This is a genomic window from Streptomyces sp. SudanB25_2051 (assembly GCF_964272635.1).
Taxonomy (GTDB): Bacteria; Actinomycetota; Actinomycetes; order Streptomycetales; family Streptomycetaceae; genus Streptomyces.
In genome coordinates, this window is record NZ_OZ186787.1 from 1,282,892 (window position 1) to 1,294,728 (window position 11,837).

General features: G+C 75.0%; 10 protein-coding genes and 1 riboswitch. Of the genes, 6 read left to right on the forward strand and 4 right to left on the reverse strand.

Features of this window, described 5'->3' with window-relative positions; all coding sequences use genetic code 11:
* Positions 1-252: 252 nt before the first annotated feature.
* Positions 253-1,851: a ribosomal protection-like ABC-F family protein gene (gene abc-f / locus ACSUPT_RS05695; protein ID WP_351965480.1), complete on the reverse strand. Its 1,599-nt coding sequence runs from the start codon at positions 1,849-1,851 to the stop codon at positions 253-255.
* 227 nt (positions 1,852-2,078) lie between these two features.
* Here abc-f and ypfJ point away from each other — a divergent pair, with 227 nt between their 5' ends.
* Together ypfJ and ACSUPT_RS05705 are read left to right on the forward strand one after the other, a co-directional pair.
* Positions 2,079-2,972, forward strand: coding sequence for a KPN_02809 family neutral zinc metallopeptidase (gene ypfJ, locus ACSUPT_RS05700; RefSeq protein WP_436943581.1), 894 nt, complete (start codon positions 2,079-2,081; stop codon positions 2,970-2,972).
* 95 nt (positions 2,973-3,067) lie between these two features.
* A complete protein-coding gene (locus ACSUPT_RS05705) occupies positions 3,068-3,469 on the forward strand; it encodes a VOC family protein (protein ID WP_361658042.1) in 402 nt (133 codons plus the stop codon).
* A gap of 208 nt (positions 3,470-3,677) precedes the next feature.
* Here ACSUPT_RS05705 and ACSUPT_RS05710 read toward each other — a convergent pair whose 3' ends face one another.
* From ACSUPT_RS05710 to ACSUPT_RS05720, 3 genes are all read right to left on the reverse strand, one after another.
* Positions 3,678-5,099, reverse strand: coding sequence for a hypothetical protein (locus tag ACSUPT_RS05710; protein ID WP_399217468.1), 1,422 nt, complete (start codon positions 5,097-5,099; stop codon positions 3,678-3,680).
* 80 nt (positions 5,100-5,179) lie between these two features.
* Positions 5,180-6,310, reverse strand: a complete 1,131-nt coding sequence (locus ACSUPT_RS05715) for an alpha/beta hydrolase family protein (RefSeq protein ID WP_365726130.1) — start codon at positions 6,308-6,310, stop codon at positions 5,180-5,182.
* Positions 6,311-6,464: 154 nt separating this feature from the next.
* Positions 6,465-7,151 (reverse strand): class II aldolase/adducin family protein, encoded by a 687-nt coding sequence (locus ACSUPT_RS05720; protein ID WP_351965476.1) that lies wholly within the window; start codon positions 7,149-7,151, stop codon positions 6,465-6,467.
* Between the two features lie 216 nt (positions 7,152-7,367).
* On the opposite strand from ACSUPT_RS05720, the gene ACSUPT_RS05725 reads away from it, so the two are divergent.
* The 4 genes from ACSUPT_RS05725 to ACSUPT_RS05740 all read left to right on the forward strand — a co-directional run bounded on the left by ACSUPT_RS05725 (position 7,368) and on the right by ACSUPT_RS05740 (position 11,780).
* Entirely contained in the window at positions 7,368-8,645 is a 1,278-nt protein-coding gene (locus ACSUPT_RS05725) for an anion permease (protein WP_436943585.1), read from the forward strand.
* Between the two features lie 18 nt (positions 8,646-8,663).
* Complete coding sequence (locus ACSUPT_RS05730) at positions 8,664-8,885, forward strand: hypothetical protein (protein WP_351965474.1); 222 nt, start codon at positions 8,664-8,666, stop codon at positions 8,883-8,885.
* Positions 8,886-9,059: 174 nt separating this feature from the next.
* Positions 9,060-9,149, forward strand: a riboswitch (cobalamin riboswitch).
* Between the two features lie 178 nt (positions 9,150-9,327).
* Positions 9,328-10,278 (forward strand): cobalamin biosynthesis protein, encoded by a 951-nt coding sequence (locus tag ACSUPT_RS05735; protein ID WP_351965473.1) that lies wholly within the window; start codon positions 9,328-9,330, stop codon positions 10,276-10,278.
* The gene (locus tag ACSUPT_RS05740; protein WP_361658030.1) at positions 10,275-11,780 is read left to right on the forward strand and encodes a cobyric acid synthase; all 1,506 of its coding nucleotides are present in this window, start codon (positions 10,275-10,277) and stop codon (positions 11,778-11,780) included. The genes ACSUPT_RS05735 and ACSUPT_RS05740 overlap by 4 nt, the downstream gene beginning before the upstream one ends.
* The last annotated feature ends 57 nt before the right edge of the window (positions 11,781-11,837 follow it).

Sequence of the window (11,837 nt, forward strand, 5' to 3'; positions counted from 1 at the left end):
TCTGTGGACGCGGGTTTCCGTTCGGACGGCCCCCGCGGGGTGCCCCGATGCCGGACGCGGCGCCCACCCCGGAGCGAAGTACCAGGTCAGAAGGGTGCCGTAAAGAAACCGGCGGCGTGGCGCGGGCACCGGAAAATCTGCCGCACGCCACGCCGGGGTATGAGATCGGCTCACTCAGATGAAGGATCACGACTAGGCCGAATGATCCATACGGGAACGATCAGCGGGTGACCGGAGGGTGGCCGCGCGTGATCAGGCGAGCGAGACCAGGTCCGCGTAGTCGGCGCCCCACAGGTCCTCGACACCGTCCGGGAGCAGGATGATCCGCTCCGGCTGGAGCGCCTCCACGGCGCCCTCGTCGTGCGTGACCAGGACGACCGCGCCCTTGTAGGTGCGCAGCGCGCCGAGGATCTCCTCGCGGCTGGCGGGGTCGAGGTTGTTCGTCGGCTCGTCGAGCAGCAGCACGTTCGCCGAGGAGACGACCAGGGTGGCCAGGGCGAGACGGGTCTTCTCGCCGCCGGAGAGGACCCCGGCCGGCTTGTCGACGTCGTCCCCGGAGAACAGGAACGAGCCGAGGACCTTGCGGACCTCCACCAGGTCCAGGTCGGGGGCGGCCGAGCGCATGTTCTCCAGGACCGTGCGGTCCGGGTCGAGGGTCTCGTGCTCCTGCGCGTAGTAGCCGAGCTTCAACCCGTGGCCGGGGGTGACCTGGCCGGTGTCCGGCTTCTCCACGCCCGCGAGGAGACGCAGCAGGGTCGTCTTGCCGGCGCCGTTGAGGCCGAGGATCACGACGCGGGAGCCCTTGTCGATGGCCAGGCTGACGTCGGTGAAGATCTCCAGCGAGCCGTACGACTTGGACAGGCCCTCCGCGGTGAGCGGGGTCTTGCCGCAGGGCGCGGGCTCGGGGAAGCGCAGCTTGGCGACCTTGTCGGACTGGCGCAGCTCCTCCAGGCCGGACAGCAGCTTCTCGGCGCGGCGGGCCATGTTCTGCGCGGCGACCGTCTTGGTGGCCTTGGCGCGCATCTTGTCGGCCTGGGCGTTGAGCGCGGCGGCCTTCTTCTCGGCGTTCTGCCGCTCGCGGCGGCGGCGCTTCTCGTCGTCCTCGCGCTGGCGCTGGTAGAGCTTCCAGCCCATGTTGTAGATGTCGATCACGGACCGGTTGGCGTCCAGGTAGAAGACCTTGTTCACGACGGTCTCGACCAGGTCGACGTCGTGGGAGATCACGACGAAGCCGCCGCGGTAGGTCTTGAGGTAGTCGCGCAGCCAGGTGATCGAGTCGGCGTCGAGGTGGTTGGTCGGCTCGTCCAGGAGGAGCGTGTCGGCGTCCGAGAAGAGGATGCGGGCCAGCTCGATACGGCGGCGCTGACCGCCGGAGAGGGTGTGCAGCGGCTGGCCGAGGACGCGGTCGGGCAGTCCGAGGGCGGCGGCGATGGTGGCCGCCTCGGCCTCGGCGGCGTACCCGCCCTTGGTCAGGAACTCGGTCTCCTGGCGCTCGTACTGCTTGAGGGCCTTCTCGCGGGTGGCGCCCTTGCCGGTGGCGATGCGCTCCTCGTTGAGCCGCATCTTGCGGATCAGCACGTCGAGGCCGCGGGCGGAGAGGATGCGGTCGCGGGCCAGCACGTCGAGGTCGCCGGTGCGGGGGTCCTGCGGAAGGTAGCCGACCTGGCCGGAGCGGGTGATGGTGCCGGCGGCGGGGACGCCCTCGCCGGCCAGGCACTTGGTGAGGGTGGTCTTGCCGGCGCCGTTGCGGCCGACGAGGCCGATGCGGTCACCCTTGGCGATGCGGAAGGAAGCGGACTCGATGAGGACGCGTGCGCCGGCGCGCAGCTCGAGGCCGGTGGCGGTGATCACGGACAGACTCCAGGGCGGGTGGACGGTGGGTGGACGGCTGCTGCGGTGACGTCGACACCGTCTAATGCACGGGGAGAATGGCCATACGGGCCAGTCTAACGGGCGTATGCAACTGCTTTTCCGGCGTCGTGGCGGGTACGCGCACTCCCTCGGCCGCGCATGGCGGGCGGCCGTCGGCGAGGCCGCCGATACTCGCCGCAGGACCGACGGAGGGTGGTGCCCGGAGCATGCGGTTCGACGACGAAGCGGACCTGGACACGTCGGAGGTGCGGGACGTCCGGGGCAGTCGGCTGCCCGGCGGGCGGGCCACCGTCGGCGGAGGCATCGCCGGGCTGATCGCCCTGGCGCTCGCCCTCGTCTTCGGGGTGGGCCCCGACCAGCTGGGGCTGACCGAGGACGGCGCCTCCGACCCGGCGGTCGGCCCGTCGGCGGCGGGCGAGGTGGGCGAGGCGTGCCGGACGGGCGCGGACGCCGAGGCGCGCGACGACTGCCGGGTCGTCGCCTTCGTCAACAGCGTGCAGGACTACTGGCGGTCCGCCTACGCGCGCGAGGGCGGGCGGTACGAGGACGCCCGGACGGTGCTGTTCACCGACCGGGTCGGCACCGCCTGCGGGCAGGCGACCTCGGCGGTGGGGCCGTTCTACTGCCCGGGCGACCGGCAGGTCTATCTGGACGTGGGCTTCTTCGGGGAGCTGCGGGACCGCTTCGGGGCGTCGGGCGGGCCGTTCGCGCAGGCGTACGTGGTGGCGCACGAGTACGGGCACCATGTGCAGAACCTGCGCGGCACGCTGAGCCGGGCCCACGACGGGCGGCAGGGCGCGGGCAGCAACGCCGTACGGGTGGAGCTCCAGGCCGACTGCTACGCCGGGGTGTGGGCGCGGCACGCCGCGACGACGCCCGACGAGCGGACGGGCCGCCCGGTGCTGGCGCGGGTCACCGGGCAGGACGTGCGGGACGCGCTGGACGCGGCGGCGGCGGTGGGCGACGACCGCATCCAGCAGCGCCACCAGGGGCGGGTGACCCCGGAGTCCTGGACGCACGGGTCGGCGCAGCAGCGGCAGCACTGGTTCTCGGAGGGGTACCGCACGGGCGACGCGGCCCGGTGCGACACCTTCGGCTGAGCCGGCGGGCGCTGTCGGCGGCCGGTGACAGACTGGGGACCAATGAGACCCACGTCACACCAGTGGGCCGACGAGTGCGAACCGAGGTGATCGGCATGGCCGCCGGACCGAGTATCTGCCCGACGATCCTGTACCGGGACGCGAAGGCCGCGATCCGGACGCTGACGGAGGCGTTCGGCTTCCGCCAGGTGAGCCTGTACGAGAACGAGGACGGCTACGTCGTCCACGCCGAGCTGTCCTACGGCGACGGCATGGTGATGCTGGGCACCAAGGGCGGTGACGGGGTGTTCGCCAAGGCCATGGCGGACGCGGGACCGGTCGGCGTCTACGTGGTGGTGGACGACCCGGACGCCCACCACGCGCGGGCGGTGGAGCACGGCGTGGAGGTGCTGATGCCGCCGACCGACCAGGACTACGGCTCGCGGGACTACATGGCGCGGGACGCCGAGGGCAACGTCTGGAGCTTCGGGACCTACGCCCCCGGCACCCCGGCCTGAACCGGCGCGCCGCGCCGGTGCGGGCCGTGGGCTCCGGGTCCCGGCGCGGCCGGGGCCGTGATGCGCCCCGGAGCCGTGGCGCGGCCGCCGTCGGCTCCCGGCCCGTACGCCTGCCCGCAGGGGCGCTGCCGCGGATCGGCGAGTCCTGCTTCGGGCGCCCCCGGGGGCCCGGCCGGGGCGGGACCGCCCGCGGCCGGGTCGTGATCGGTCAGGAGCCGCCGGTGTGGACCTGGAACGCGGCGCGGCGGACCGCCTTGGCGAGGGCCGGGTCCGGGTGCGCGGCGGCCAGCGCGACCAGCACCTGCACCGTGCGCGGGTGGCCGACCTCGCGGACCTCGTTCAGCAGCGCCGGGACGGTGCCCTGCACGGCGGTCTCCAGGTGCCGTACGAGCAGGTCGCTCTCGCCGTGGTCGACGACGGCCGCGGCCGTGTCCACCCACAGCCACGTCGCCTCCTCGCGGGTGAGGACGTCGGCCGCCTCGTCCGGGTCGGCCCCGTCGTGCTCGGCCAGCCAGAGCAGCGCGTACGGGCGGAGGGAAGGTTCCTCCGCGGCGGCGCGCACCTCGGCCTCGGCGGCGGCGCCCACCACGCGGAGGGCCTCGAAGGCCAGCCCGCGCAGGAGGGCGTCGTCGCCGCGGGCGACGGTGAGCAGCTCGGCGACGGCCTTGCCGACGGGGCGGGCCGCGAGCCAGGCGCGGTACTCGGCGCGGGCCGGGCCCGGGGTGAGCCGGACGCAGCCGCGCAGCATGTCCTCGGCGGACTGCTCGATGTGCCCGGCGGGGCTCTGCGCGGCGACGCAGATCTGCTCCAGCTTCACCCACACCGCCCAGTTGCCGAGCGGGGTCAGCGTGGCCTGGCCGGGGCCCAGGGTGAGGGCGCCGACGGAGGCGAGGCCCTCCAGCGCCCAGTCCAGGAGGCGCGGCAGGGCGTCCGGGTCCGGGACGTCCCCGCCGGTCTCCGCCGCGCCGCGCCGCGGCGCGCCGTTCGCCGCCGGTTCGGCGTCGGCGGCGTACGGGACCTCGCAGCGCTGCTCGCGCAGTTCGGCGACGCGCTGCTGCAGCAGGTCCAGCAGGGCCGGGACGAGGACCGGTCCCGCGGACAGCTGGAGGAGCGAGAGGACCTGGGGGACGGCCTCCACCACCTCGGCGACGGCGGCCGGTTCGGCGTCCTGCGGGGCCGGGTGGGCGAGCGACCAGGCGTCGAGGAGCGCGACCCAGCCGCGCAGCGCCGCGGAGTCGTCGCGGTCCCAGGCGCGCAGCCGCCAGCCGGGGCGGACCGTGTCGCCGTGGATCTCCACCAGACCGGCCAGCCGGGCGCGGTCCCAGGCGGTGCGGATCTGTTCGGGTGTCAGGCCGAGGGCCGCCGCGGCGCGTTCCCGCGCGGAGCCGGATGCGGTGACGGTGCCGCGGTCGGCGGCGGCCCATCGGGCGACGCGTACGGCGTCCGCCAGGACCTGCCGGGCCTGGCGGGCCAGCTCGCCCCGCGGCGGCGTCCCCTCGGGCGGACGCGGGGCCGGCCTCGTCCGCCGGTCGGCCACCGCCCTCCGGGCGGTCGTCGCCAGCGACCGCGGCCGGACGAGTCGGAGTCTGGAGTTGCGCGCCAGTTGCTCATCAGGCTTTCGAGACGTCACGGGGGCAGTCTTCCCGTTGACGGCCCGAAAGCCCAAACGGAGGGCGGTGACCTGACCCGCGGGGCGTGTGCGGCGGGGTTTCAGAGCAGCGGGGTGAGGAAGCGGCGCATGGCCTCCTCGTACCGCTGCGGGTCGGCGTTCCACATCGCGGCGTGCGGGGCGTCGCGGACCGTGTGCAGGGTGACGAGATCCGGGCGGCGCTCGGCGAAGGCGCGGGTGGCGGCCCAGGGGGCGACGGCGTCGCCGGGTCCGTGGAAGACGAGCGCCGGCACGTTCAGCGCGTCCGGGTCGGCGGTCTGGCCGGGGCCGGGGCCGCGCAGGCCCGTCCTGCCCTGCGCGGCCCGCACGGCGAGCGGCAGCAGTACGGCCGGGACGCGGCGGGCGGCCGCCAGGGCGCGCAGGGCGGCCTCCCAGTCGAGGACCGGCGAGTCGAGGACGACGCCGGCGATCCGGTCGCGCAGGGGGCTGTGCGCGGCGGTGTGCAGGGCCATGGCGGCGCCGGTCGACCAGCCGTGCAGGATCACGCTGCGCGCGCCGTGGCGCACGGCGTGGTGGAGGGCCGCGTCGAGATCGCGCCACTCGGACTCGCCGAGGTGGCCGAGGCCGTCCGCGGGGCGGGGCGCGCCCGGGTCGCCCCGGTAGGCGATGTCCAGCACGGGGAAGCGCAGGCGGCCGCTGAGGAAGCCCAGCAGGTTCAGCGGGTGCTCGCGGGTGGCGCCCAGGCCGTGCGCGGTGATCACCCAGGTGTTGCGGGTGGCGGGGACGTACCAGGCGGGCAGGGGGCCCAGCTCGCCGACCATCTCGACGTCCTCGTACGCGATGCCGAGCGCGGAGGCGGGGGTGCCGGAGTGGATCTGCGGGGTGAGGCGGACGCGGGTGCCGGTCTCCAGGGTGCCGTGCGTGACCCGTTCCAGGCGGCGCACGACCGTGTCGGGGGCGTGCGGGACCTCGTCCAGGACGGGGCCGACGACGGCGTGGACGCCGGGGCCCTCCAGGCCGTAGACGCCGGGGCGCAGGGAGGGCAGGGCGCGGGTGAGGGTGACGCGGCCGGGGCCGGTGGCGTGGACGGTGAGGCGCGGCTCGCCGGGGAGGGGGCGGCCGGGGCGGGGCTTGAGCGCCACGCCGCTGGCGTACCGGCCGGCCGCGACGGCGGCCGTGCCGATACCGATCACTGTGGCCGCGGTCAGCGCCGCGGCTGTAGCGGAACGCATCTGCCCAGTGTCCGTACGAGTACGGGGTCGTGCCAGTGGGCGCACGCCCCGGGGTGACCCCCGTCCCCCTTGCGGCCCCCTCCCCCGGGCCCCTGGACGAAGTCCTTGGGAGAAACGCATGCCCACAGCGGCGGCGGCAGGCGTGGGGTGTGGGTCAGGGGTGGGGGTGGCCGTAGGTGTGGAGTCTGGCGGTGGCTTCCGTGAGCTGGGCGTCCGTGAGGAGGGTGGGGGTCAGGGTGGGGTGGGAGGACGCGGTGAGCCACACCCGGCACATCCACTCCAGCTGCGCCGTCCGGTCGTACGCCTGCTCCAGCGTCGCGCCGTACGCGATCGTGCCGTGGTTGCGCAGGAGGCAGGCCGTGCGGTCGGTCAGGGCCGCCAGCGTGTGGGCGGCCAGCTCCGGTGTGCCGTAGAGGGCGTACGGGGCGGTGCGGACCGGGCCGCCGAGCGCGGCGGTCATGTAGTGGACCGGGGGCAGCTCGTCGACGAGGGTCGAGACGGCCGTGGCGTACACGGCGTGGGTGTGGACGACCGCCCCGGCGCCGGTGGAGCGGTACACGGCCAGGTGCAGCGGCAGCTCGCTGGTGGGCGGGAGGGCGCCGCGCACCCGCCGGCCGTCCAGGTCGACCGCCACGACGTCGTCCGCGCCCAGCCGGGAGTAGGGGACGCCGCTCGGGGTGACCAGCACCAGGTCCCCGACGCGTACGGAGACATTGCCCGAGGTGCCGACGACCAGCCCGTCCGCGACCGTCCTGCGGGCCGTCTCCAGCAGGGCGTCCCACGCCCCGGCCACAGCCGCGCCGGATGCCTCGTCCTGTCCTCGCCGGGGGTCCTCCGCCATGTGCCGATCATGCCAGCGGGCCGAGTCGGGCGAAAAGTGACGAGGGTCTCGGCGCGGGCCTTTTCGGCCCCCGAAGCCCCCGATTCCGGGGCCCGGGCGTAACCGGAATCCCGTTTCACAGGTTGGGACACCATGCAGCCTGGCTCAGTTCACCTTCCGTTCACCCAGGTTGCCTACGTTCAGCGAGCCACTGACGTCGAACGATTGCCTGGGTAAATGGAACACATCACGCTGCTGCTCGCCATTGTGGTCGTGACAGCTCTCGTGTTCGATTTCACAAACGGTTTCCACGACACCGCCAACGCGATGGCCACGACCATCTCGACCGGCGCGATGCGGCCCAAGGCGGCGGTGGCCATGTCGGCCGTGCTGAACCTCGTGGGCGCGTTCCTCTCCGTGGAGGTCGCCAAGACGATCTCCAAAGGACTCGTCGACGAGACGGGCATCCAACCGGAGGTCATCCTCGCCGCGCTCGTCGGCGCGATCCTGTGGAACCTCCTGACCTGGCTGGTCGGCCTGCCCTCCAGCTCCTCGCACGCCCTCATGGGCGGCCTGATCGGCGCCACCGTCGCGTCGATCGGCATCAGCGGCGTCAACGGCGGCGTCGTCCTCACCAAGGTCCTGATCCCGGCCGTCGCCGCCCCGGTGGTCGCCGGTGTCGCCTCGATGGTCGCCGCCCGGTTCACGTACAAGGTCGGCGCGAACATCGACGAGAAGACCGGCCGCAAGGGCTACAAGGCCGGCCAGATCGCCTCCGCGGGCCTGGTCTCCCTGGCCCACGGCACCAACGACGCGCAGAAGACCATGGGCATCATCACCCTCGCCCTGGTCGCCGGCGGCGCCCTCGCCCCCGGCTCCAACCCGCCGGTCTGGGTCATCGTCTCCGCCGGTCTGGCCATCGCGCTCGGCACCTACCTGGGCGGCTGGCGCATCATCCGCACCATGGGCAAGGGCCTCACGGACCTCCAGCCGCAGCAGGGCTTCGCCGCCCAGACCGGCGCCGCGACCGTGATCCTCGCCTCCTCCCACCTGGGCTTCTCGCTCTCCACCACGCACGTCTGCTCCGGCGCCGTGATGGGCGCGGGCCTCGGCCGCAAGGGCGGCGTGGTCCGCTGGTCCACCGCCACCCGGATGTTCGTCGCCTGGGGCCTCACCCTGCCGGCCGCCGGCCTGGTCGCCGCGCTCGCCGAGCTCGTGGCCCGCCAGGGCGACTGGGGCGTCGCGGTCGTCTCCGCCTTCCTCGTCGCCTCCTCCACCGCCATCTGGTTCATCTCGCGCCGCCAGGTCGTCGACCACACCAACGTCAACGACGTCGAGGACGCCGCCGAGGCGCCCGAGGCCGAGCCCGCCGGGGTCGTCACCACCGCCATCGCGGCCGTCACCCCGCCGCCCGCCGGCACCGTCGCCGCCGACCCGGCGGACGACGACGCCCTCAAGACCACCATCCCGGCCCCGGCCGCCGCCTCCGGCGCGGCCCCCACGGCCACGGTGTAAGGAAAGAACGGCATCGCTATGGACATCGACTGGGCAGCCCTCGGCTCCGTCTTCGGCGTGGGCCTCGTCACCACCGTCGCACTCGTCGGCGTGTTCACCCTCGGCCTCATCGGCCTCTCCAAGCAGGAGCAGGCCTCCGCCCGGGGCGGTTCCGCCGCACTGGCCCGCACCGGCGCGTACGCCTGCTTCGCGCTGTGCTCCGCGGCCATCGCGTACGGGATCTATCTGATCGTGGCCTGACCAGGGCCGAAGCATCCGGCCGGGCCGGTCGTACCCCCGTGGTACGACCGGCCCGGCCGTCTTCGCACCCCGCCCCTGTGGGGCTCGGCACACCGCGTAGCCGCAGGTCAAGGGTGAGTTGACGGGCCTTCGCGGGCCGTGGTGGACTGCCCAGGCCATATCCGGCGGCAGGAGAGGAAGCCCGGTGCGAATCCGGCGCGGTCCCGCCACTGTCACCGGACTCCCGCGCGGCAGCCGCCGCGGGGCGTCCGGGAGCCAGGAACTCTCACCGCCGGTCACGTCGAGCCAGGGCGCGGACCCTGAGTGAGGACATTGCGCATGCCCGGCTGCGTTCCTGCCCGTTCCCGCAGATCCACGTCCGGCGGTACGCCGCGTACGCCGAGGAGCTCACGGCCCGCCTCGTGGGTCCGTGGCCGGTCCGGCGCACCGGGTTGCTGAGCCGATGCGGGACGACCGAGTCTTCGCCTACGGCGCCACCGCCGGCCTCCTCGCCGACCTCGTCTTCGCGGACCCCCGCCGCGGCCATCCCGTCGCCGCCTTCGGGCGCGCCGCGGGGGCCGTGGAGCGCGCGCTGTGGCGCGACCACCGCGGCTGGGGCGCGCTGCACACCGCCGTGTGCGCCGGCGGCGCCGCCGCGGCCGCCGCGCTCGCGGCCCGTGCCGTACGGGGCCGGGGCGCCGCGCCCGTCGCGCTGACCGCCGCCACCGTGTGGGCCGTCGTCGGCGGCACCTCGCTCGGCCGGGAGGCGCGTGCCATCGGCGGGGCGCTGGCCGCGGGGGACGTGGACGCCGCGCGTGAGCGGCTGCCGCATCTGTGCGGGCGCGACCCGCACGCCCTGGACGGTCCCGGCATCGCGCGGGCCGTCGTGGAGTCCGTCGCCGAGAACACCTCCGACGCCGTGGTCGGCGCCCTCGTGTGGGGTGCGCTGGGCGGCGTGCCGGGCCTCGTCGCGTTCCGGGCGGTCAACACGCTGGACGCCATGGTCGGGCACCGCTCCCCGCGCTACCGCCGCTTCGGGTGGGCGTCGGCGCGCCTGGACGACGTGGCCGGGGCGCCCGGCGCCCGGCTGACGGCGGCGCTCGCGGTGGCCGCGGGCGGTGACCGGCGCGGGGCCGTACGGGCGTGGCGGGCGGACGCGCGGCGGCATCCGTCGCCGAACGCGGGGCCCGTCGAGGCGGCTTTCGCGGGGGCCCTGGGCGTACGGCTCGGGGGGACCCTGTCGTACGGGGGGCGGGTCGAGCACCGGCCCGTCCTGAACGCACCGGGGCGGGACGTCGAGGTGGCGGACATCGAGCGGGCCGTGCGGCTCTCGCGGCGCGTCGGCGGGCTGGCGCTCGCCGTGTGCGCGGGCGGGCGGCTGCTGTACGGGGCCTGGAAGCGGAGGAGCGCGTGAGCGGGGGGCTGCTGGTCGCGGGGACGACGTCCGACGCGGGCAAGAGCGTGGTGACGGCCGGGATCTGCCGCTGGCTGGTCCGGCAGGGCGTGAAGGTGGCGCCGTTCAAGGGGCAGAACATGTCCCTCAACTCGTTCGTGACGCGCGAGGGCGCCGAGATCGGGCGGGCGCAGGCCATGCAGGCGCAGGCCGCCCGGGTCGAGCCGACCGCGCTGATGAACCCGGTGCTGCTCAAGCCGGGCAGCGACCGGTCCAGCCAGGTCGTGCTGATGGGCAGGCCGGTCGGCGAGCTGAGCGCGCGCGGCTACCACGGCGGACGGCAGCAGGCGCTGCTGGGCACCGTCGTGGAGTGCCTCCAGGAGCTGCGCGCCACGCACGACGTGGTGATCTGCGAGGGCGCGGGCAGCCCCGCCGAGATCAACCTGCGGCGCAACGACATCGTCAACATGGGCATCGCGCGGGCGGCGGGCTTCCCCGTCGTCGTGGTCGGCGACATCGACCGGGGCGGGGTGTTCGCCCAGTTCTTCGGGACGACCGCGCTGCTGGCGCCCGAGGACCAGGCGCTCGTCGCCGGGTACCTGGTGAACAAGTTCCGCGGTGACGTGACGCTGCTGGAGCCGGGCCTCGACATGCTGCACGGCCTGACGGGGCGCCGGACGTTCGGGGTGCTGCCGTACGCGCACGGGCTGGGCATCGACGAGGAGGACGGCCTGCGGGTGTCGCTGCGGGGCGCCGTGCGGGAGTCGGTGGTCGCGCCGCCGGTCGGCGAGGACGTGCTGCGGGTCGCGGTGTGCGCCGTACCGCTGATGTCGAACTTCACGGACGTCGACGCGCTGGCCGCCGAGCCGGGCGTCGTCGTGCGGTTCGTGGACCGGCCCGAGGAGCTGGCCGACGCGGACCTGGTGGTCGTGCCCGGCACGCGCGGCACGGTGAGGGCGCTGGCGTGGCTGCGGGAGCGGGGCCTGGCCGACGCGCTGGTGCGGCGGGCCGCCGAGGGGCGCCCGGTGCTGGGCGTCTGCGGCGGCTTCCAGGCGCTGGGCGAGCACATCGAGGACGACGTCGAGTCGCGGGCGGGCGCCGTCGAGGCGCTGGGCCTGCTGCCGGTGCGGGTGCGGTTCGCGCCCGAGAAGACCCTCGCCAGGCCGGTCGGCGAGGCGCTGGGCGAACCGGTGGAGGGGTACGAGATCCACCACGGCGTCGCGGACGTGCGGGGCGGGGAGCCGTTCCTGGACGGGTGCCGCGTCGGGTCCGTGTGGGGCACGCACTGGCACGGTTCGCTGGAGAGCGACGGGTTCCGGCGGGCGTTCCTGCGGGAGGTCGCCGCGGCGGCCGGGCGGCGGTTCGTCCCGGCGCCCGACACGTCGTTCGGCGCGCTGCGCGAGGAGCAGCTCGACCGGCTCGGGGACCTGATCGAGGAGCACGCGGACACGGACGCGCTGTGGAAGCTCATCGAGAACGGGCCGCCCGGCGATCTGCCGTTCGTCCCGCCGGGTGCGCCGTGAGCGGCCGCCAGGAGCCGGGCCGCCGCCCGGTCGCCGGCCGTCCCGCGGCGGGGCGCC